Here is a 21,514-nt window from a genome sequence, read left to right as displayed (position 1 = left end):
GCGTCAATAATCCCCCAACCGGCCGTTTTTTTCAACGCGCGTCGTCACATCGCTGCGCACGGCATCGCTGACAAAGGGCGCAATATCGCCGCCGAACAGCGCGATTTCCTTGACCAGCTTGGAAGCGATCGGCTGCAGCGACACGTCCGCCATCAGGAACACGGTCTCGATCGCGTCATCGAGCTGCTGATTCATTCCCGCCATCTGATACTCATATTCGAAATCCGCCACTGCGCGCAGTCCGCGGATCAGCACATTCGCGCCTTCCTTCTGCGCAAATTTCACCAGCAGCGCGTTGAAGCCGACCACTTCGACATTGGCGATCCCCAGCGCCGCAACTTCGCGCTGCGTCATAGCGATGCGTTCCTCGGCAGAGAACATCGGGTTTTTTGATGGGTTGGTGGTGACGCCAATGATCAGCTTGTCCACCAACCGCGCACCGCGCCGGATGATATCCGCATGGCCCAGAGTGATGGGATCGAAAGTACCGGGGTAAATGCCGATGCGCTGCGCCATCAATGGTCCCTCTTCACAATAAACCGGGCTAGTTCGATCAGCAGCCGCGCGTCGTCGCCGTGGCTGGCGAGGTGGTCAGCGGCCTGTTCGACCAGCATCCCGGCCTGCCGCCGCGCGGCGTCCACGCCCATCAGCGTCACAAAGGTCGCCTTGCCCTGCGCCTCGTCCTTGCGCAGCGCCTTGCCGGCCTTGCCCTCGTCGCCTTCCACATCAAGCAGATCATCGGCGATCTGGAAGGACAGCCCGATATCGCGGGCATAGGCGCGCAATTGCGTGCGGCCTTCTGGCGGCACACGCCCCAGCACCGCGCCCATTTCGACGCTGGCGGCGAGCAGCGCGCCGGTCTTGAGCTGCTGGAGCCGGGTGACCTGCCGCAGATCGTAATCCTGTTCTCCGGCGACGATGTCCATCATCTGCCCGCCTGCCATCCCGTCATGCCCACTGGCCTTGGCAAGCGCCCCGACCAGTTCGGCGCGCACGAAGGGATCGGTACTGGTGTCGGGCTGCGTCAATATGTCGAAGGCCAGCGCGTGCAGGCAATCCCCTGCCAGCACTGCCGTCGCCTCGTCAAAGGCGCGGTGTACGGTGGGCTTGCCGTGGCGCAATTCGTCATCGTCCATGCACGGCAGATCATCGTGGATCAGCGAATAGGCATGGATCGCCTCCACCGCGCAGCCGGCATTCACCGCCGCGCTGCGGTTGACGCCAAACAGATCGGCAGTGGCAACCACCAGCAGCGGGCGAACCCGCTTGCCCGCACCAATCGCGGCATAGCGCATCGCTTCGACCAGCCTTGCACGGCTGTCCTGCGGTACAGGGAGGAATGCGTCGAACGCGCTATCGACATCGCTCTGGATGTTCTGAAATGCTTCGGTGAGCAATTCAGGCTTGTCCGCCACCACAGTCACGCCTCAGCTCTCGCCATCGAACGGCGCAGTGCCGGTGGGTTTGCCATCGGGGCCGGTCACAATCTTGTCGATCCGCGCCTGCGCCGCGTCGAGCCGGGCCTGACACGCTTTGCGCAGTTCCTCGCCCCGTGCGTAAAGGTCCACGCTTTCATCCAGCGGCACCTCGCCGCTTTCGAGTTTGCGGACGACGCCTTCGAGCGCGCTGAGCGCCTGTTCGAAAGTCATCTCGGCGATTTTTTCTGTACCCTCTGCCATAGCGGCGGAGCATTGACCGCACGGGCCAGCGCGGTCAAGTAAGGCCCAAACGGGGGAAGCAATAATGACGTGGATTGTGGCCTATGGCGCGGCGGCGCTGGTGTTTGGCGTGCTGGATGCCGTCTGGCTTGGCTGGGCGGGCAAGAATTTCTACCGGCCCAATCTGGGTGAGCTGATGGCGGACAGTTTCCGCATGGGTCCAGCTATCGCCTTCTACATCGCCTATATCGCCGCCATCGTGTGGTTTGCCGTGCGTCCTGGGATATCCGGCGGATTGGGCGCGGCGGCGCTGAATGGCGCGCTGCTGGGCGCGATATGCTATGCTACATATGATCTGACCAATCAGGCGACGATGAAGGTCTGGCCGGTGCAGGTGACGCTGGTCGACATCGCCTGGGGGGCCTTTGCCACCGCCGTGGCGGCCACGCTGGCCACCTATGCCGCAACCCGCTTCGCCTGAGGAAACCGCATGTTTATTGGCCATTTCGCCCCGGCATTCGCCGCGCGCGCCACCACAGACGAGGCGGCCGGACTGGGCAAATTGTTCGTGGCAGCGCAACTGGTCGATATCGCGTTCTTCACCTTCGCCATCTTGGGCGTCGAGAAAATGCGGATCGTGCCCGGCATCACTGCGATGAACCCATTTGACCTGTATCATATGCCGCTGACCCACAGCCTACTGGGCAGCGCGGTATTTGCGGCCGTTGCGGCGATATTGATGGGCGTGTTCACGCGCAGCGGCGTGGCGGCGGCATGGACCGGGATCGTCGTGCTCAGCCACTGGCTGCTCGACCTGCTGGTCCACCGGCCCGATCTGACGATGGCGGGCGGCGAGGAGAAATACGGGTTTGGCCTGTGGAATTCGCCGCTGGTGGCGATGCCGCTGGAGCTGGCGATCACCGGGCTGGCGTTCTGGTGGTATCTGCGCCGCACCAAGGGGCCGATTGTCCCGCCGATGGCGCTGATGGGCGTGATGCTGGTATTTCAGGCGTTCAACTGGTTCGGGCCGGAACCGCGCGAGGCGGGAATTGCGCTCTATCTGACCGCGCTGTTTGCCTATGCCATCATGGCCGCGCTGGCATTCTGGACCGGTTCAACCCGGTGGCACAGACAGCAAGTGGGGCTAGCGGTGGCGAGCGTGCGCCGCTAAGGGCGCGCGCATGGCTATTTCCGAGTCCGCGATCACCCCCGAAGTCGTCGAGCAGCACGGCCTCAACCCCGAAGAATACGAACGCGTGCTGAGCGCGCTTGGCCGCGAGCCGAACCTCGTCGAGCTGGGCATATTCTCGGTGATGTGGTCGGAACATTGCAGCTACAAGTCCAGTCGCTTGCATCTGAAGAAACTGCCGACCGAAGCACCGTGGGTAATCTGCGGCCCCGGCGAGAATGCTGGCGTGATCGACATTGGTGATGGTCAGGCGGCGATCTTCAAGATGGAGAGCCACAACCACCCCAGCTATATTGAACCCTATCAGGGTGCAGCGACTGGCGTTGGCGGCATCCTGCGCGATGTCTTCACTATGGGCGCGCGCCCGATTGCCAATGCCAATGCGCTGCGTTTCGGACGGCCCGATCATCCCAAGATGCAGCATCTGGTGAAAGGCGTGGTCGCGGGCATCGGCGGTTACGGCAATTGCGTGGGCGTGCCGACCGTGGCGGGCGAAACCAATTTTCACCCTGCCTATGACGGGAATATTCTGGTCAATGCGATGACCGTCGGCGTCGCGGATGCGGACAAGATTTTCTACAGCGCCGCGACCGGCGTGGGCAATCCGATCGTCTATGTCGGGTCGAAAACCGGCCGCGACGGCATTCACGGCGCGACGATGGCCAGCGCCGATTTCGGCGACGATGTGGAGGCCAAGCGCCCCACCGTGCAGGTCGGCGATCCGTTCGTTGAGAAGCTGCTGATCGAAGCCTGTCTGGAACTGATGGCCACCGATGCCATCGTCGCGATCCAGGATATGGGCGCGGCGGGGCTGACCTCCTCCAGCGTGGAAATGGCGACCAATGGCAAGGCGGGCATCCGGCTCGACATGGACAAGGTGCCTTGCCGCGAAGAGGGGATGACCCCTTACGAGATGATGCTGAGCGAGAGCCAGGAGCGGATGCTCATGGTCCTCAAGCCCGGCAAGGAGCCTATGGCCGAGGCGATTTTCAAGAAATGGGAGCTGGATTTCGCTGTCATCGGTGAGGTGACCGACACCCGGCACATGGTGCTGGAATTCGATGGCGAAGTGGTGTGCGACATTCCGCTCGGCCCGCTCGCCGCCGATGCGCCCGAATATGACCGGCCCTATCTCTCCAAAGAAGAATACAAGGCGTGGGCGCAGGTCAAACCGCTGGGCGAAGTGCCCGAATGCACCGACATCGGCGCGGATCTGCTCAAGCTGATGGCCAGCCCTGCACTCGCCTCCAAACGCTGGATTTACGAACAATACGACAGCCAGGTCGGCGCGGACACCTTGCAGACTGGCGGCGATGCCGGCGTCGTGCGGGTGCATGGCACGGACAAGGCGCTGGCGATCACAACCGATTGCACCCCGCGCTATGTCTATGCCGACCCTTATGAAGGCGGCAAGCAGGCCATTGCCGAGGCCTACCGCAACCTCTGCGCAGTAGGCGCGCGCCCGCTGGCCGTGACCAATTGTCTCAATTTCGCCAACCCGCAACGCCCCGAAATCATGGCGCAGCTGGTCCACGCACTGGAAGGCATGGGCGAAGCCTGCCGCGCACTCGATTTCCCGATCGTGAGCGGCAATGTCTCGCTGTACAACGAGAGCAAGGCGACTGGCGGTGGCAGCGCTATTCTCCCCACACCAGCAATTGGCGGGGTTGGCATCATCGAGGATTATTCCAAGATGGCGCGCATTGGTTTCACCGCGCCAGCAAAGCGTCTTTTTCTCATTGGTGGTGCAACCGCCTCGCTCGGCCAGTCGCAATGGTTGAGAGTGTTGCACGGCGCTGAAGCTGGCGCCCCGCCGACTGTCGATCTGGCACAAGAACGCACACATGGAGAATTCGTCCGCAACCTGATCGAGACTGGCCGTGTCGGGGCGGTTCATGACGTTTCCGATGGTGGATTGCTTGTTGCGCTGTCCGAGATGGCGCTAGCGTCGGGTATCGGGTGCGATACCCAATTTGCCGGGCTAAACGGCGGGCATCTGGCCGCGCTCTTCTTTGGAGAGGACCAGGGTCGGTATATCATCGAAGCGACTGACGCTTATGAGACACGAGATTTGCTCGATGCTTCGGGTCTGGACTGGCTCGACATCGGCAGCACTGGAAACCAACGAGGCGATTCCAAGCCGATGATCTGCATTTCTAACGGCTGGATGAACATCCCCCTCGCTGACCTCCGCGAGGCACACGAGAGCTTCTTCCGCGAGTGGATGGAGAGCTGATCTTCTCCCCTCCCCCTGGGGATGGGCCGAGGGTGGGGGGTCAGCACCCCCTCCCCGGACCACCATCACTTGAGCACGTAAGCTTTTGCGCTCAAAGCAAGCCATGATCACCGCCTATTCCAACACCCCGCTCGCCAAGAAGCTCTCGCTGCGTGACGGGCAGCGGGTGTGGTTCAGCGCCATGCCCGAACCCATCATCGACGAAATCGACGAATATGCGCTCGAACTCACTTTCGTCAAAGATCCCGCAGAGGGTATCGACGCCGCGCATATCTTCGTGACGCAACGCGCTGATCTGCAGGCCAAGCTGACCACGCTGCGCCAGCAGATCGCGCCCGACGGGCAGATCTGGGTCAGCTGGCCCAAGCAGGCCTCTGGCGTCCCCTCAGAAATCACCGAGGACACTATCCGCGAAATATCCCTGCCAATCGGGTTGGTGGACACCAAGGTGTGCGCAGTGGATGAAGTGTGGTCGGGCCTGAAACTGGTTATCCGCAAGGAATTGCGCTGAGTTCGAAGAGACCGCGCACCTGGCAAACCCCTTGCCCAAATGCGGTAAAGCGCGCACCACGCGATCAGGGACGCGTATCCGTCAAGGGACACGACCCATGCGAATGCCAATCGCCTCAGCCTTTATGCTTGCCGCCTTTACCGTGGTGTCAGCGCCCGCCGCCGCGAGTGACGAGGTTCTCACAGTCGTCAATCGCACCGGCTACACCATCGCCGAAATGTATATCTCGCCCAGCGCTGCCAATGATTGGGAAGAGGACGTATTGTACAGCGATGTGCTGGATGCGGGCGACGCATGGCGGATCGATTTCAGCAATTCTGCAGACACCTGCTGGTGGGATGTGAAGGTGGTTTACCAGCTGGACGGCGAGGAAGTGTTCTGGCGGAACTTCAATTTCTGCAAGATCTCACGGATCGAGCTCTATTATAACAACAACACGGGGGAGAGCACCGCGCGGTCCAATTGAAGCGGTCGCAATTTCGGTAAAGCCGCAATAGGGTGGGGGTTATGCGTGATCACGAAACCCTCCCCTATGCCCTGCCCGAAATCAGTGATGCCGACAGCATCGCCCGCGCCCGCGCGCTGAGCGAGCGGCTGAAAACACGGCGCACCTGCCGGTATTTCACCGATCAGCCGGTGCCGCGCGAAGTGATCGAGGCGGCGATAGAGGCGGCGGGCACTGCGCCTTCGGGTGCGAACCATCAGCCGTGGCATTTTGCAGTCATCACCAAACCTGAAACCAAACGCGCGATTCGCGAAGCCGCCGAGGCCGAGGAACACGCGTTCTATGCCGGCAAGGCAAGCGATGAATGGCTGGCGGCTTTGGGGCCGCTGGGCACCGATCCTGACAAGCCGTTTCTGGAAACCGCACCGTGGCTGATCGTGGTGTTCGCCCAGCGCAAGGGCGGGATCGATGAGGACGGGACGACGCAGAATTACTACGTCAATGAAAGCGTCGGGATCGCCTGCGGAATGCTGATCGCAACGCTGCATGAGGCGGGTCTGGCCACACTGACTCACACCCCCTCGCCCATGGGATTCCTGCGCGACATATGCCAGCGGCCCGAACAGGAAAAGCCGGTCATGGTGCTGGTGGTGGGCCACCCGGCGAAAGATGCCACCGTGCCGGCCCACGCGCTGAAGAAGAAACCGCTGACGCAGATCGCCAGCTGGCTGTAACTCAGGCTGCCACCCACTCGCTCTGCGGGATTGCCAGCAGTTTGAGAATTGCGGTCAGATCACCGTCGTCGATCCGTCCGTTTGCCGCATCGCGCGCCTTGGGCTTGGCGCGGTAGGCGAAGCCGTAATCCGCCGCCGCAATCATCGGGATATCATTCGCGCCGTCGCCCGTGGACAACACACGGGCACCCTCGCCCAGCAAGTCGCGCTCTTCCTCCAGCGTCGCCAGCTTGGTGCCGGCATCGCTGATCGGCCCGGCCAGCTCGCCGGTCAGCTTGCCGCCCGCAACACCCAGCCGGTTGCCGACTGTGCGTTCAAAACCCAGCATTTCGGCTACTGGATCGGCAAAGTGATGGAAGCCCCCGGTGACCAGCACACTGCGGCATCCCTTGGCCTTGAGCGTGGCGACCAGCGTGGCAGCGCCGGGAACCGGGCGAATACGCTCTGCCAGACAGCGGTCAATCGCCCCCTCATCCAGTCCCGCCAGCAAGCCAACCCGTTCGCGCAAGGCGCTGGCGAAATCGAGCTCGCCCTGCATCGCACGTTCAGTAATCGCGGCCACGCGGTCTTTCAGACCGGCGAAGTCGGCCAGTTCGTCAATGCATTCCTGCCCGATCATGGTCGAATCCATATCCGACACGAACAGCCGGGGCAGCTCGACCGTGTCCTCTGCCACCAGCATATCTCTGCCCGCAAAATGCTGGTCGAGCACTGTCATCACCGCACGCACATCGCCAACAGCGAAGGACAATTGCAGCACATCGCCCGCGAAATCGACCATGGCAGCCGACGACAGACGCATGCCCGCCGCATCGAACTGGGCACTGGCAGCATCAAGCCGTGTTTTCAGGTCGCTACCGATCTGGGCCTGATCTGCTATCAGCCGGGCAATGAGCACGCTTGCAACTCCTGTAAAACCGCCGGTCGCGCTCATCGCAGGGCCGACCGCCAGCGGCAAGAGCGATCTGGCCGTCCGGCTGGCGCAGACGCTGGCTGATGATGGACGGCGCGGCGTTGTGATCAATGCCGACAGTGCGCAGGTCTATGCCGATCTGCGGGTACTGTCGGCGCGCCCCTCGCCCGAAGAGATGGGCGGCATCGAACATCGCCTGTTCGGCGCATGGGACGGCGAGCAAGCCTGCTCGGCAGCGGATTGGGCGGCGGCGGCCAAGGCGGAGATTACAGCGCTGCATGATGAAGGTGCGGTGCCCATCCTGTGCGGCGGGACCGGCCTGTATATGCGCACCTTGCTGGACGGCATCGCGCCGGTCCCGGCGATAGACCCCGCCGTGCGCGACGCAGTGCGGGCGATGCCACAGGATGCCGCGCGCGCAGCTTTGGAAATCGATGACCCGCAGGCCGCAGCCCGCCTTGCGCCCGCCGACAGCGCCCGCACGACTCGCGCACTGGAAGTGATCCGCTCAACTGGAAGGCCTCTGACTGATTGGCAGGGCAAGAAAACTGGCGGGATCGCGAAGGAAGTTTCCCTGCATCCGGCAATACTGCTGCCCGACCGCGAATGGCTTTACGAACGCTGCGACAGGCGCTTCACTCTGATGCTGGAAGGCGGCGCTATCGCAGAGGTAACGGCGCTGCTGGCACGCCAGCTTGACCCTGCGCTGCCGGTGATGCGCGCCATCGGCGTGCCCGAGATTACAGCGCTGCTGCAAGGCGATCTATTGCGTGATCAAGCAATCACCGCTGGCCAGACCGCCACACGGCAATATGGCAAGCGTCAATACACGTGGTTCAGGCGGCAGATGCCTGCTGACTGGCCGCGTGTTGATAACAAAACAGCTGCAATTGCCGATATTTTTGTATCATTGTTTCAAAAAGCATCTTGACACTGAAATCAACTTAGCCATAGTGATCCTCATGTCGGCCCGGTGCTAAGACCCCAGCACCGGGCCGATTTGTATCTTTTGAATGGAGAATTCTCTTGAGTGCGGAGCGCAGCGGCGCGGCCATCCTGATCGACTGCCTGGTTCGCCAGGGCGTGGAATTCGTGTTCGGATATCCCGGCGGCGCGGTGCTGCCGATCTATGACGAATTGTTCGCCGACACTCGCCTGCGCCATATTCTGGTGCGGCACGAGGCAGGCGCGGCGCATGCGGCGGAAGGCTATGCCCGATCGACCGGCAAGCCCGGCGTGGTGCTGGTCACCAGTGGCCCCGGCGCGACCAATGCGGTGACCGGGATTGCCGATGCCTATATGGATTCGATCCCGCTGGTGGTGATCACCGGACAGGTGCCCACTGCCCTGATCGGCACCGACGCCTTTCAGGAAGCCGACACCATCGGCCTGACGCGGCATTGCACGAAACATAACTACCTCGTCAAAGACCCTGACAAACTGGCGGCGACCATTGATGAGGCGTTCCGCATCGCCACCACCGGGCGGCCCGGTCCGGTTCTGGTCGACATCCCCAAGGATGTGCAGATCGCACTGTCCGGTAATGAGGGGACCGAGCGCGTCCCCCTTGCCTCGCACCGCTATCAGCCGCGCGTTGCGGGCAGTGATGCCGAGATTTCCGAAGCCATCGCCATGATTGCGCAGGCTGAACGGCCGGTGTTTTATACCGGCGGCGGCGTGATCAATGGTGGCCCGCGTGCTGCGCAATTGCTGCGGCAATTGCAGCAGGGCACCGGCGCGCCGGTTACCAGCACGCTGATGGGCCTTGGTGCTTTCCCCGCTACCCATCCAGACTGGCTGGGGATGCTGGGGATGCACGGCACTTATGAAGCCAATATGGCCATGAACCGCGCCGATCTGATCATTGCAGTCGGCGCGCGCTTCGATGACCGCGTGACCGGACGGCTGGACGCTTTTGCGCCCGAGGCGAAGAAAATCCATATCGATATCGACCGGGCCAGCATCAACAAGATCGTTCCCGTCGACCTGGGCATTGTCGGCGATTGCGCACAGGTGCTGGGCCAATTATGCGACGCCTGGAGCGACCGCACGGCGGCTGATCTGGGCGAATGGAAAGCGCGCATCACCGGCTGGCGCGCCCGCGATTGCCTCGCCTATCCGCCGCGCACGGATTCCCTTATGCCGCAAAAGGCGGTCGAGCGGCTGTTTGCGCTGACCCGTGATCACGATCCGATCATCACCACCGAAGTTGGCCAGCACCAGATGTGGGCGGCGCAATATTTCGGCTTCGATGCGCCGAACAAATGGCTCACCTCGGGCGGGCTCGGCACTATGGGTTATGGCCTGCCCGCCGCCATCGGGGCGCAGCTGGGCAATCCCGATGCGCTGGTGATCGATATCGCGGGCGAGGCCTCGATCCAGATGAACATTCAGGAACTGGGCACCGCCAGCCAGTACCGCCTGCCGGTCAAGGTGTTCATCCTCAACAATGAATATATGGGCATGGTCCGCCAGTGGCAGGAACTGACCTATGAAAGCCGCTATTCCAACAGCTATTCCGACAGCCTGCCCGATTTCGTGGCACTGGCAGAGGCTTATGGCTGGAAGGGTATTCGCATCGAGGATGAAAGCCAGCTCGACGCCGGAATCGCCGCAATGCTGGCGCATGACGGGCCGGTGATGGTCGATTGCATGGTGTCAAAAGACGCCAATTGCTATCCCATGATCCCCAGCGGCGCGGCGCATACCGAAATGCTACTGTATGGCGATCAGGTCGCGGGAACGATGGACGACGAAGCAAAGGCGCTGGTGTGACCATGAAAATCCCCGAGGAAATCTCCGCACGCCACGTGCTGACCGTGACGGTCGACAATGAAGCGGGCATTCTGGCCAAGATCGCCGGGCTGTTCACCGCGCGCGGTTATAATATCGACAGCCTGACCGTAGCGGATATTTCCGAGAACCACGCGATCAGCCGGATCACCATCGTCACCAATGGCCCCGAGCCGGTGATCGACCAGATCCGCGCGCAGCTGGAGCGGCTGGTGCCGGTTCACAAGGTTACCGATCTGACCGAGGCCGGGCCGCATGTCGAACGCGAGCTGGCACTGGTCAAGGTGGCCGGCAAAGGCGATGCCCGCGTCGAGGCGCTGCGCATTGCCGAACTGTTCCGCGCCAATGTCGTCGATACCACCACCAGCAGTTTCGTGTTCGCGATCACCGGCGCGCCTGACAAGATCGACAGCTTCATTGCGCTGATGCGCGAGCTGGGGCTGGTCGAGGTCGGGCGGTCGGGAATTGTCGGAATGATCCGCGGCGCTGATACCATTTAACGAGGGAAAACAATGCAAGTCTATTACGATGCCGATTGCGACACAGGCCTGATCAAGGACAAGAAGGTCGCGATTGTCGGCTATGGCAGCCAGGGCCACGCCCATGCGCAGAACCTGCGCGACAGCGGTGTTGGCGAAGTGGTCGTGGCGCTGCGCGATGGCTCGGCCTCTGCCAAGAAGGCACAGGACGCGGGCTTCACCGTCAAATCGGTCGCCGATTCTGCGGAATGGGCCGATGTGCTGATGATCCTCGCCCCCGATGAACATCAGGCGTCGATCTATGCCGGTGAAGTCGCGGGCAAGCTGCGCCCCGGCTCCGCGCTGGCTTTCGCCCACGGGCTGAACATCCATTTCGGCCTGATCGACCCGCCCGGTGATGTCGATGTCATCATGATTGCGCCCAAGGGGCCGGGCCACACCGTGCGCGGGGAATATCTCAAGGGCGGCGGCGTGCCGTGCCTGATCGCAGTGCATCAGGAAAGCAGCCAGAGCGGCGGCAACGGTTTCGCCAAGCAGCTCGCCCTGTCCTATGCCAGCGCGGTTGGCGGCGGGCGTTCGGGCATCATCGAAACCGATTTCAAGGAAGAATGCGAAACCGATCTGTTCGGTGAGCAGGCGGTATTGTGCGGCGGGATCACCCATCTGATCCAGGCCGGGTTCGAAACGCTGGTGGAAGCCGGATATGCGCCCGAAATGGCCTATTTCGAATGCCTCCACGAAACCAAGCTGATCGTCGATCTGCTGTATGAAGGCGGCATCGCCAACATGCGCTATTCGATCAGCAACACTGCCGAATATGGCGACATCAAAACCGGCCCCCGCATTATCACCGATGAAACCAAGGCCGAGATGAAGCGCGTGCTGAAGGACATCCAGTCCGGTCGCTTCGTGAAGGACTTCGTGCTCGACAATCAGGCGGGCCAGCCCGAACTGAAAGCCAGTCGCAAGGCCGCCGCCGCGCATCCGATCGAGAAGACCGGCGCCCATCTGCGCGCCATGATGCCGTGGATCGGTGCCAACAAACTGGTGGACAAGGATCGCAACTGAGGCCGCTGACGGCGCGACAGGTTTGCAACAATTGACCCTGCTAATGCTGGGTCGGCGACAGAAAAGCCAAGCAAGCCTTGCGCCCTGCGACATTTTACGCAATGCCCGAGCCTATGATCCGCAACGGACACATTCTGCGACTAATCCGCCCTTGGGCGTGAGATTGCGTGCCTGAACGGTGCGCGATCCGCACCCAAGGGCCGCAGTCATCCTCCCCCCGCAGACCGACCGTTTCGAGACATCTTCATGACCATGCTCCGCGATCCCGGCGTCAAATATGCGCCGTTTCCCCAAGTCCCGCTGACCGACCGCCAGTGGCCGACCCGCACGATTATCGCGCCGCCGCGCTGGCTATCCACCGATCTGCGCGACGGCAATCAGGCGATTGTCGATCCGATGGACGCGCATAAGAAGAACCGGTTCTTTGATATGCTGGTGGAAATTGGCGTGAAGGAGATCGAAGTCGGTTTCCCCAGCGCGGGCGCGACCGAGTTCGATTTCATCTCCGGCCTGATCCATTCCGGCCGCGTGCCAGACGATGTGGTGGTGCAGGTGCTAACACAAAGCCGCGAGGATCTGATCCGCACTAGCTTTGCCAGCCTGTCCGGGGCGCGCTCTGCTATCGTCCATCTCTACAACGCCGTCAGCCCCGCGTGGCGCGAGATCGTGTTCGCCATGAGCCGTGAACAGGTGAAGCAGATCGCGGTGGCAGGCGCCAAGGTGATGCGGGACGAAGCCGCCAAGCGCCCGGACACAGACTGGCATTTCCAATACAGCCCCGAAACCTTCTCAACCGCCGAGCTGGATTTCAGCCTTGAGGTTTGCGAAGCGGTGATGACCACGCTCGCCCCCACGCCCGACCGTCCGGTAATTCTCAACCTGCCCGCCACGGTGGAGGCGGCGACGCCCAATATCTATGCCGATCAGGTCGAATATTTCATCCGCAATCTGCCCAACCGGCAAAGCGCGGTGATCAGCCTGCACACGCACAATGATCGCGGCACCGGCGTGGCTGCGGCTGAACTGGGGCTGATGGCCGGGGCCGACCGTGTGGAGGGTTGTTTGTTCGGCAATGGCGAGCGTACGGGCAATTGCTGTCTGGTTACAATGGCTCTCAATATGTACACCCAAGGTATTGATCCCAAGATCGATTTCTCCAATATCGACCGCGTGATCGAGACCGTCGAATATTGCAACCAGATCCCCGTCCACCAACGCCATCCCTATGGCGGCGAGCTGGTTTACACCGCCTTTTCGGGCAGCCATCAAGACGCGATCAAAAAGGGCTTTGCCGCGCATGGCCGGCAGAATGAAGAGCATTGGCGCGTGCCATATCTCCCCATTGATCCCGCCGATCTGGGCCGCAGCTATGAAGCGGTGATCCGCGTCAATTCGCAAAGCGGCAAGGGCGGGTTTGCCTGGGTGCTGGAACAGGATCAGGGCCTCAAACTGCCCAAGAAAATGCAGGCCGATTTCAGCCCGCATGTCCAGCGCATGGCCGACCGCCTGGGCCGCGAACTGACCGCGCCCGACATCTGGGAAGCGTTCCGCACCGCCTATCATATCCAGACCCAGCCCCGGCATTTCCAGCTGGTGGCCTATGAAGAACGCCGCGCCGCCGATGGCACGCGCCTGTTCCTCGGCACCATCGCCGTGGACGGCACGCAGCAGACCGTCAGCGGGCGCGGCAACGGCCTGATCTCGTCAGTCGTGACCACTATCGAGGAAAGCTTCGGCCTGAAGATCGAAATCGCCGATTACACCGAGCACGCCCTTGGCACCGGCCGTGATGCCCGCGCTGCAGCCTATCTGGAATGCCGCACCCCCGACGGCCGTACCATCTGGGGCGTCGGCATCGACGAGGATGTCGCGACGGCAAGCGTCCGGGCGGTGCTCAGCGCGGCAAATTCGGCGGTAGTGTAGCAAGAGCGTGCGACGGGTTTGGGGTGGGAAGCGGACATTCAGCCGTTGATTGCGGCGTATCCGGTCAGCGCCAGCTTCGGGACTGTCACCAGCGATGCCACGACTACCGCCACGCGGATAGCGCGTTTGCTGAGTGGGTGGCCCTCCACTGCCGCTGTGCGACCAATTTCTACTATCAGCAGCCAGATCAGCGAACTGACAATGATCGGCGCGGTAACGCCGATCGGCAAACCTATGAGGTAGGAGAGTTGGGAATGCATCGGCGCGCCTATCGCCAGTGCAATGAGGATACATACTACCGTGGACTTCGCATTTGGCCCGCGACCAAAAATGCGCAAGGTGGCCGCTCGATCTAGAAACACCTTCCGCGCGAGCCATAGTATTGGAGCGGCGAAGATCAGTGCGGCTAACCACGCTAAGATCGCGCCGACGCCGTGGTAGTCGAATTGCGCATACGGAACAGCGTCTTCTGGGGCGAACTGGGACAGGGCCGAGGTGCAAGACCAAGGCCGTGAGAGATAGGCCAGCACTGTTGCGCCCATAAGCGCATAACCAGTCCCTCGCGGAGCCACTTCCTTGTTGATGGATGCGGATAGTGTCACCTCAGCGGAATGTCTGCAACTGGGTCGTTTGCCGTCGGACAGCTTTCTCACGGAGCGGGCCTGTAGCAGACTGCCTGCCAATACGCCGTGTAACTCGGGTGCTCTTTGAAAAGCTCATCAAAGCTCGGCTCAAATATCCCAATCAAATCAACCTGGCGCTCATCCAACGTAGGATAGTCTTGGATTGAGATTGCCTCACTCTTCATCGTTGACCCATCAGCCATTTCTAGACGCAAGATGTCAGTGCGGTCGCCAACGTAATCTCCGTCGATCACATTGGCGTGTCGGTTCGCATCATAGTCTCTCGCCGGAGAAAATTTTGCCATTGCCACGCACATGGGTGGGTCGAGCGCAAACACATCAGCGTCGCCAATGAGTGTGTTKGCTTCAAAAATCTTGAGCGTCATTCCGTGAACATGCACCAATTCGTCAACGTCTGCTATTGGGTCGCTTACAGCCATATGATTTTCCTACACGCTCGAGACTTGCTAATCGCCGCCAGATGACCCTCCGCAATTTCGACTGCTTGCACAGATGCCCTGCCCCCCGGGGCTTCGCAGATTACAACTTTTCTCTTTCAGGACCGTGTTCCATGTGTTCCATCCAGTAGGGCTTGCGCACGAACCTCCAACATTGGTCCTACATTCGGACCCAACCCATTGAGAACCGTTCTTGTCCCAAGCACCCGCCGCATCCGAAGCGATCCTTGAACCCGATTTGCCGATCATCGATCCGCATCATCACCTGTGGGATCTGCGCGCGGTGGTTCCGGCCTTTCCCGAGCCGCACCATCCCTTTGTCGCAGCGCTTGCCGGGGCGGCGCATTACACCTTCGATGCGCTGCATGCCGATACCCACAGTGGGCACAATGTGATCGGCACTGTCTTCATGGAATGCGGCGCGTTCTACAATGCGAGCCGGGGCGAGGCGCTCAAATCGGTTGGTGAGGTCGAGTTTGTGAACGGCGTTGCGGCGCAGGGGGCGAGCGGGCTGTATGGCAAATACCGCCCCTGCGCGGGCATTGTCGGTCATGCCGATCTGACATTGGGCGATGCGGTGAAGCCCGTGGTCGAGGCGCTGCTTGCGGCGGGCGGCGGACGGTTTCGCGGCATCCGGCACTCCGCCGCATGGGATGCCGACCGTGAGGTGCTTGGCCCGCCGTTCCACGCGCCGCAGGGGCTGCTGGGCAGCGCCGCGTTCCGTGAAGGGTTTGCGGCCTATGGCGAGCATGGCCTGACCTTCGATGCGTGGGTGCTGGAGCCGCAATTGGGCGATGTGCTCGACCTGGCGCGCGCCTTTCCCGATCAGTCCATCGTGCTGGACCATTGCGGCACACCGCTTGGCATCGCCAGCTATCACGGCAAACTGCATGACAACTTCGACCGGTGGCGGCGGGCGATCCACGACTTGGCCGAATGCCCCAATGTCTGCGTAAAGCTGGGCGGACTGGCGATGCCATTCTGCGGTATGCCCGATGACGGTCCGGCCAAGGGTCAGTCGTCCGAGCATCTGGCGGGCCTGTGGCGGCCCTATATCGAAACCTGCATCGAGGCGTTCGGGCCAGACCGTGCGATGTTCGAAAGCAACTATCCGGTTGACCGCTGGGGCGCCAGCTATCCGGTGTTGTGGAACACGTTCAAGCGGCTGACCAGCGGGGCGTCGGCGGGTGACAAGCATGCGCTGTTCGCGGGTACGGCGGCGCGGATCTATGGAATTGGGGATCTGCTGAAAGGCGGCTGACCTTCCGTAGCGGCAGTCTCGACAAGCCTGCCGGCAGTCCATAAGCCGCAATCAGTTTCACCCCGCAACGAAAGCAGCTGCATGACCCTGCCCGCCCCCTTCGACAAACTCCGCATACCGGTAATCGGATCGCCGCTGTTCATCGTGTCCGGTCCCGAACTGGTGATCGCGCAGTGCAAGGCGGGGATTGTCGGCAGCTTCCCGGCGCTGAACGCGCGCCCGCAAAGCGAGCTGGACGAGTGGCTGCACCGCATTACCGAGGAACTGGCGGAGCATAACCGCGCGCATCCTGAACGGCCCGCTGCGCCCTATGCGGTCAACCAGATCGTCCACCGTTCGAACGACCGGCTGGAAGCCGATATGCAGACCTGCGCCAAATGGCAGGTGCCGCTGGTCATCACCTCGCTGGGCGCGCGCGAGGAGATATTCCAGGCTGTGCGCAGCTGGGGCGGGATCACCATGCACGACGTGATCAACAACCGCTTCGCCCACAAAGCCATCGAGAAAGGTGCCGACGGCCTGATCCCGGTCGCCGCCGGTGCTGGCGGCCATGCGGGCACGCTCAGCCCCTTCGCGCTGATGCAGGAAATCCGCGAGTGGTTCAATGGGCTGGTGGCGTTGTCGGGCTCGATTGCTCATGGCCGCTCGATACTGGCGGCGCAGGCGCTGGGGGCGGACTTTGGCTATATCGGATCGCCCTGGATCGCCACCGAAGAAGCCAATGCAGACGACAGTTACAAGGACGGCATCGTCGAGGGGAATGCGGACGGGATCGTCTACACCAACCTCTTCACCGGCGTGCATGGCAATTACCTTCGCTCCAGCATCGAGGCGGCGGGTCTGGACCCTGACGCGCTGCCGACCAGCGATCCCAGCAAGATGAACTTCGGCAGCGGCGGCAACACCAAGGTCAAGGCGTGGAAGGACATCTGGGGTTCGGGACAGGGCATCGGAACAGTCAAATCGGTCGGATCAGTCGAGGACATGGTCGCGCGGCTTGAGAGCGAGTATGTCGCCGCCAAGGCAGCGCTGACGAAGGCGACCGCTTAAGCTCCGGTAGCGCACCACAGGCTTTCCGCCATCGCGTCCAATTCGGCGAAATCGAGGCCGGCGCCCAGCGGGTCCTTGCGGTTGAGGCGATAGGGTTCACGTTCGTCCAGCAGGCGGCGGCGCAGCGCAGTTTGCAGCAGGCCCAGCCGCATCAGCGCGGTTTCGCCCGCCTGATCAGGATCGGCCAGACGATGGCGCGACCAGCGGCTTTCGATCTGCCCGGCGCGGTCGATCACCATTGTGTTGTAATCGCGATGCTGCCCCCGGTGCAGCGGCAGCGCCAGCCGGAACGCGGCCTCTTCGCGCGCTGGCAGCAGCATCCCGTTGCGGCGGAAATCGTCAAAGCCGATGCGGACCAGCCCAAGTGCGGCGAACAGCTTGGCGAAGCAGTTCTGCGACAGCAATTGGCGCGCCAGCAGGTGATGACGCTGAAGCCCCGGGTCGTGCTGCGGCGTGCCGCGGCGATTGACCGCGCGGAACGGCAGGCGGGTCCGCTGGCGACCCGCTTCGTGGCGACCGGGTCCGACCAGCCGCGCTACATCCCGGTGACCCGGATGGTGCGACCGGCGGTGTCGGGGGACAGCATGATCTGGCCGCCGTCCTCGGTGGCGAAGACGGTATCCTCGGTGATTGCGCCGCTCGCCACCAGTTCGTGAACCAGCCGTGCAGCAAGCCGGGTGGCAGCAATGCGGTCATCGGAGAGCGCCGGGGACAAGGCCAGCTCCTGCCCGTTGAAGAAGGCCAGCCCCTCCGATTGCAGGCCGCCCTCGCCATCTACGGCGTAAGACACCACCCCCATCGCCGGAAACGGTCCCCCGCGCAGCCAGCTGGCAACAATCTTACGGAAGAACGCAGGCGCGATGGCTGAACTGGCGGGCGACCATACCACCGCCCGCACCGCGCCCAGCGCCTCGGCCATATCGGATGCCAGCGCCAACATGGTGCGCACCACCGGCAGTGAATTCGCGCCGCCACAGAGATGCGGGCCGGGGAACAGACCAATCGCATCCATCGCGCCAAGATCGAGATCGGTCGGCACGCTGAAAAGATGGGAGATGGCGGGAGTATCCAGCGCCGGTCCCGGCGCGAGGCCCAACAGGTCGAAGGTCAGGCCGTCAACCAACAGCTCAAGCCAGGCGTCCCGCCTGGCATCATAGCGCTCGGCATTACCCCGACTGGGCCTCCTTCCATCAGCCGTCACCGAAATGCGCGCCCGGTTGCCGCCGTGCAGCTGTGACGAAGCGCCGCCAGCGCGCTGCGCCGGATCATGGCTGATCGCCGCGCGGGAGAGCGACGGGAGCAATCCGCTCACCTCACTGCGCGTGGGCCGCCCACCCCTGTCGAAAAGGAGATAGAGACCCGGCAAGATTATGTTCGTCGGGCCAGCGCCCGATCCGATTTGCGCCCCTTGGCCGATCAAACTTGTTCCTATGCTCCGAAGTCATCAGGTTTTGACGCGAATTTCGCCTCTCGTCGAGTCTCCACAGGGCAGATACATCCGATACCGCCCCAATTGCCTTAGAAAATGCCCAGAGCCAGCCCCTCACCCATCGCTGCGCCCAGATCCCGCGCCTGCTCCAGAGTGGCGTCTGACAGATGCTTGGCGGCAAGGATCGCCTCGGGTGTCTGCGCAGCAGTGTTGACGATCATCGGTTCGGCAACGCGGCGCAGTCGCCACCCGGTCGCGATCCGGTCAATCTGCCGCTGCGCGCCCTCACCATCCGACCCCGCAGCAATCATGGTCGCATAGCCCCGCCCCTCTATCCGACCCAGCACGGGGTAATAGCAGCGGTCGAACATCTCTTTCATCAACCCGCTCATGCTCGCCAGATTTTCGGGAGAGACGAACAGATAAGCACGCGCCTTGAGTAAATCCTCTGGCATCACATCTGCCGCGCGCCGCAATACCGCCGCCGCGCCAGCACCATCGGCAGCCGCACGCGCCAGCGCCTCACTCGCGCCGGTCCGGCTGTGCCAGGCAATAAGCAATGTCGGTTCCATCGCGGCGCAGCACAGCGCGGTCAGCTGTCGATTGTCAACCGCCGCGCGCTTTCTCGCTCCGCCGGGCTGCGCTACTGTGCCGCATGGCCACGCAAACCACCGCCCCCGTCTATGGTGTCACCAACTCGCTAACCGGCCGCGCATGGCACTGGCGTGGCGGGAATATGGAGCTGGGCGATGGCGGCCCCGGCAGCGGGGGCGATATTGTCGAACAGATCTTGCTGTCACGTGGTGTGGCGCATGATGATCTGGCCCGGCATCGCGCGCCAACATTGCGCGGGTTTCTCCCCGATCCGTCCGAATTCAGCGATATGGATACCGCCGCCGAGCGGATTGTTCAGGCTGTTCTCACGAACGAGCGGATCACGATTTACGGCGATTATGATGTTGATGGCGCAACCAGTTCGGCGCTGCTGATCCTGTTGCTGCGTGATCTGGGCGTCGAAGCGGGCTATTACATCCCTGACCGGCTGCTGGAGGGGTATGGCCCGTCGGGAGAGGCGCTGGTGCGGCTGGGCGAGGCTGGCAGCAGCCTGATCGTTACTGTCGATTGCGGGGCAATGGCGCATGAGGCGCTGGGGCAGGCGCATGATGCAGGTATCGACGTGATTGTTGTCGATCATCACAAATGCTCGCCAGAGCTCCCCCGCACCACTGCGCTGGTCAATCCTAACCGGCTGGACGAACGCGATCTTGCCGCATCCCACGGCCATCTGGCCGCAGTTGGCGTGGCATTCCTATTGGCGGTCGCAATCGTGCGCACCTTGCGCGCTCGCGGGTTTTTCACCGACCGGAAAGAGCCAGACCTGTTTGCGCTGCTCGATCTGGTCGCGCTGGGGACTGTGGCCGATGTTGCTGCGCTGCACGGCCTGAACCGTGCCTTTGTGGCGCAGGGGCTGAAGGTCATGGCGCGTCGTGACAATATCGGCATGGCCGCGCTGATCGACGCCAGCCGGCTCAAGCGTGCGCCGGCCTGCTCGGATCTGGGCTTCGCACTGGGGCCGCGCATTAATGCGGGCGGTCGTGTGGGCGAATCGACATTGGGCGTGCGGTTGCTGACCACACAGGATGCCGAAGAGGCGCGCGAGATCGCGGCGCAGCTCAGCGCGCTGAACGACGAACGCCGTATCATCGAAGGCGAGGTACAGGAGGCGGCGGAGGCGCAGCTGGCGGGCCAGCACAACCGTGCCGTGCAAGTCGTTTCGGGCATGGGCTGGCACCCCGGCGTCATCGGCATCGTGGCCGGACGCATCAAGGAGAAGACCGGCAAACCGGCAGTGGTCATCGCGCTTGATGAGGGAACCGGACAGGGCAAGGGGTCAGGTCGCTCGATCTCCGGCGTTGACCTTGGCGCGGCAATCATCCGTGCGCGTGAAGAAGGTCTGCTGGTGGCGGGCGGCGGACATGCCATGGCGGCTGGGCTGACAGTCGATGCGGCGCAGCTGGATGCCTTTTCCGAATGGCTTGATGAACATCTCTCCACCGCTGTATCCCGCGCGTCTGCCGAGCGGCGCATGCTGCTCGATCTGGCAGTATCACCCGGCGGTTTGACGCCCGAGCTTGTCAATTCGCTGGAGGAAGGTGGACCTTACGGGATGGGCTGGCCCGGTCCGCGTATCGCAGTGGGGCCGGTCCGGCTTATCAAATGCGATATCGTCGGCAACGGGCATGTCCGCATGATCGCGGGCGGCGATGATGGCCGCAGCTTCAAGGGAATCGCCTTTCGTGCAGCTGACAGCGACATGGGTCAGGCTCTGCTGCATGGCGCACGTGGCCGGCGGCTGTGGCTGGCCGGGCGCGCCAAGATCGACGATTGGGGCAGCCGTCCGCAGGCGGAATTGCAGGTCGACGACGCTGCCTGGGCCGATTGATTCATTGCCACGGGAAACGAGGGTTGACGCCCTGCCCCGCCACGCCTAGATGGCCCGCCACGCACCGGCCCGGAAACGGGTATGGCCCCTTCGTCTAGCGGTTAGGACGCGGCCCTTTCACGGCTGAAACACGGGTTCGATTCCCGTAGGGGTCACCACGGCGGTGCAGCGGCATCCCGGCGGTGACCGGCGCGGCCCCTTCGTCTAGCGGTTAGGACGCGGCCCTCTCACGGCTGAAACACGAGTTCGATTCTCGTAGGGGTCACCATTTTTACAGATATTGTGTTTCCGTTCGCGGTTT

Annotated in this window: 23 protein-coding genes and 2 tRNA genes; 16 read left to right on the top strand and 9 right to left on the bottom strand. The window is 62.5% G+C overall.

Annotated elements, in window-relative coordinates; translation table 11 throughout:
- Positions 1-3 precede the first annotated feature (3 nt).
- From coaD to FEV51_RS00970, 3 genes are read right to left on the bottom strand one after another with little or no spacing between them, the layout of a single operon-like run.
- A complete protein-coding gene (coaD, locus tag FEV51_RS00980; protein ID WP_138615366.1) occupies positions 4-516 on the bottom strand; it encodes a pantetheine-phosphate adenylyltransferase in 513 nt (170 codons plus the stop codon).
- The gene (locus tag FEV51_RS00975) at positions 516-1,424 is read right to left on the bottom strand and encodes a polyprenyl synthetase family protein (protein ID WP_138615365.1); all 909 of its coding nucleotides are present in this window, start codon (positions 1,422-1,424) and stop codon (positions 516-518) included. The genes coaD and FEV51_RS00975 overlap by 1 nt, the downstream gene beginning before the upstream one ends.
- Before the next feature lie 3 nt (positions 1,425-1,427).
- Positions 1,428-1,679, bottom strand: a complete 252-nt coding sequence (locus tag FEV51_RS00970; protein WP_138615364.1) for an exodeoxyribonuclease VII small subunit — start codon at positions 1,677-1,679, stop codon at positions 1,428-1,430.
- Between the two features lie 64 nt (positions 1,680-1,743).
- Between FEV51_RS00970 and FEV51_RS00965 the strand changes: the two genes are divergently transcribed.
- From FEV51_RS00965 to FEV51_RS00940, 6 genes are all read left to right on the top strand, one after another.
- Positions 1,744-2,139 (top strand): DUF2177 family protein, encoded by a 396-nt coding sequence (locus FEV51_RS00965; RefSeq protein WP_138615363.1) that lies wholly within the window; start codon positions 1,744-1,746, stop codon positions 2,137-2,139.
- Positions 2,140-2,148: 9 nt separating this feature from the next.
- Complete coding sequence (locus tag FEV51_RS00960; RefSeq protein WP_138615362.1) at positions 2,149-2,829, top strand: hypothetical protein; 681 nt, start codon at positions 2,149-2,151, stop codon at positions 2,827-2,829.
- A 10-nt stretch (positions 2,830-2,839) separates the two neighbouring features.
- On the top strand, positions 2,840-5,083 hold the full coding sequence (gene purL, locus FEV51_RS00955; protein ID WP_138615361.1) for a phosphoribosylformylglycinamidine synthase subunit PurL: 2,244 nt from the start codon (positions 2,840-2,842) through the stop codon (positions 5,081-5,083).
- A gap of 103 nt (positions 5,084-5,186) precedes the next feature.
- A complete protein-coding gene (locus FEV51_RS00950; protein ID WP_138615360.1) occupies positions 5,187-5,594 on the top strand; it encodes a DUF3052 family protein in 408 nt (135 codons plus the stop codon).
- 97 nt (positions 5,595-5,691) lie between these two features.
- Positions 5,692-6,060, top strand: a complete 369-nt coding sequence (locus tag FEV51_RS00945; protein WP_138615359.1) for a hypothetical protein — start codon at positions 5,692-5,694, stop codon at positions 6,058-6,060.
- Positions 6,061-6,101: 41 nt separating this feature from the next.
- Positions 6,102-6,773, top strand: coding sequence for a nitroreductase family protein (locus tag FEV51_RS00940; protein ID WP_138615358.1), 672 nt, complete (start codon positions 6,102-6,104; stop codon positions 6,771-6,773).
- Between the two features lies 1 nt (position 6,774).
- Here FEV51_RS00940 and serB read toward each other — a convergent pair whose 3' ends face one another.
- A complete protein-coding gene (gene serB / locus FEV51_RS00935; RefSeq protein ID WP_138615357.1) occupies positions 6,775-7,671 on the bottom strand; it encodes a phosphoserine phosphatase SerB in 897 nt (298 codons plus the stop codon).
- Between serB and miaA the strand changes: the two genes are divergently transcribed.
- The 5 genes from miaA to leuA all read left to right on the top strand — a co-directional run bounded on the left by miaA (position 7,664) and on the right by leuA (position 13,949).
- Positions 7,664-8,617 (top strand): tRNA (adenosine(37)-N6)-dimethylallyltransferase MiaA, encoded by a 954-nt coding sequence (gene miaA / locus FEV51_RS00930; RefSeq protein ID WP_138615356.1) that lies wholly within the window; start codon positions 7,664-7,666, stop codon positions 8,615-8,617. The two genes, serB and miaA, sit on opposite strands and share 8 nt — an antisense overlap.
- Positions 8,618-8,712: 95 nt before the next feature.
- Positions 8,713-10,461 (top strand): biosynthetic-type acetolactate synthase large subunit, encoded by a 1,749-nt coding sequence (gene ilvB, locus FEV51_RS00925; RefSeq protein ID WP_138615355.1) that lies wholly within the window; start codon positions 8,713-8,715, stop codon positions 10,459-10,461.
- A 2-nt stretch (positions 10,462-10,463) separates the two neighbouring features.
- Positions 10,464-10,979, top strand: a complete 516-nt coding sequence (ilvN, locus tag FEV51_RS00920) for an acetolactate synthase small subunit (protein WP_138616293.1) — start codon at positions 10,464-10,466, stop codon at positions 10,977-10,979.
- Positions 10,980-10,991: 12 nt separating this feature from the next.
- Positions 10,992-12,026 carry a ketol-acid reductoisomerase gene (ilvC, locus tag FEV51_RS00915; RefSeq protein WP_138615354.1) on the top strand — a complete coding sequence of 345 codons (1,035 nt, stop codon included), beginning with the start codon at positions 10,992-10,994 and terminating at the stop codon, positions 12,024-12,026.
- A 246-nt stretch (positions 12,027-12,272) separates the two neighbouring features.
- Complete coding sequence (gene leuA, locus FEV51_RS00910) at positions 12,273-13,949, top strand: 2-isopropylmalate synthase (protein WP_138615353.1); 1,677 nt, start codon at positions 12,273-12,275, stop codon at positions 13,947-13,949.
- Positions 13,950-13,987: 38 nt separating this feature from the next.
- Here leuA and FEV51_RS00905 read toward each other — a convergent pair whose 3' ends face one another.
- Both FEV51_RS00905 and FEV51_RS00900 read right to left on the bottom strand, forming a co-directional pair.
- Positions 13,988-14,209, bottom strand: a complete 222-nt coding sequence (locus FEV51_RS00905) for a hypothetical protein (RefSeq protein ID WP_138615352.1) — start codon at positions 14,207-14,209, stop codon at positions 13,988-13,990.
- Between the two features lie 389 nt (positions 14,210-14,598).
- Positions 14,599-15,012, bottom strand: a complete 414-nt coding sequence (locus FEV51_RS00900; protein ID WP_138615351.1) for a hypothetical protein — start codon at positions 15,010-15,012, stop codon at positions 14,599-14,601.
- A gap of 211 nt (positions 15,013-15,223) precedes the next feature.
- Between FEV51_RS00900 and FEV51_RS00895 the strand changes: the two genes are divergently transcribed.
- Complete coding sequence (locus FEV51_RS00895) at positions 15,224-16,291, top strand: amidohydrolase family protein (protein ID WP_138615350.1); 1,068 nt, start codon at positions 15,224-15,226, stop codon at positions 16,289-16,291.
- 81 nt (positions 16,292-16,372) lie between these two features.
- Positions 16,373-17,341, top strand: a complete 969-nt coding sequence (locus FEV51_RS00890) for an NAD(P)H-dependent flavin oxidoreductase (protein ID WP_138615349.1) — start codon at positions 16,373-16,375, stop codon at positions 17,339-17,341.
- Here FEV51_RS00890 and FEV51_RS00885 read toward each other — a convergent pair.
- The 3 genes from FEV51_RS00885 to FEV51_RS00875 all read right to left on the bottom strand — a co-directional run bounded on the left by FEV51_RS00885 (position 17,338) and on the right by FEV51_RS00875 (position 19,342).
- Positions 17,338-17,826 (bottom strand): AHH domain-containing protein, encoded by a 489-nt coding sequence (locus FEV51_RS00885; RefSeq protein ID WP_138615348.1) that lies wholly within the window; start codon positions 17,824-17,826, stop codon positions 17,338-17,340. The genes FEV51_RS00890 and FEV51_RS00885 overlap by 4 nt on opposite strands.
- A 50-nt stretch (positions 17,827-17,876) precedes the next feature.
- Positions 17,877-18,653 carry a hypothetical protein gene (locus FEV51_RS00880; protein WP_138615347.1) on the bottom strand — a complete coding sequence of 259 codons (777 nt, stop codon included), beginning with the start codon at positions 18,651-18,653 and terminating at the stop codon, positions 17,877-17,879.
- A 206-nt stretch (positions 18,654-18,859) separates the two neighbouring features.
- A complete protein-coding gene (locus FEV51_RS00875; protein ID WP_138615346.1) occupies positions 18,860-19,342 on the bottom strand; it encodes a flavodoxin family protein in 483 nt (160 codons plus the stop codon).
- Positions 19,343-19,425: 83 nt separating this feature from the next.
- On the opposite strand from FEV51_RS00875, the gene recJ reads away from it, so the two are divergent.
- The 3 genes from recJ (at position 19,426) to FEV51_RS00860 (ending at position 21,481) form a co-directional block, all read left to right on the top strand.
- A complete protein-coding gene (recJ, locus tag FEV51_RS00870) occupies positions 19,426-21,213 on the top strand; it encodes a single-stranded-DNA-specific exonuclease RecJ (protein WP_138615345.1) in 1,788 nt (595 codons plus the stop codon).
- Positions 21,214-21,296: 83 nt separating this feature from the next.
- Positions 21,297-21,371: transfer RNA gene (locus tag FEV51_RS00865), tRNA-Glu, on the top strand.
- Between the two features lie 35 nt (positions 21,372-21,406).
- A tRNA-Glu gene (locus FEV51_RS00860) sits at positions 21,407-21,481 on the top strand.
- Positions 21,482-21,514 lie beyond the last annotated feature (33 nt).

Source organism: Qipengyuania marisflavi, assembly GCF_005884405.1.
GTDB lineage: Bacteria > Pseudomonadota > Alphaproteobacteria > Sphingomonadales > Sphingomonadaceae > Qipengyuania > Qipengyuania marisflavi.
The sequence above is the reverse complement of the archived record's forward strand: the minus strand, read 5'-3'. Positions and strand labels throughout refer to the sequence as shown.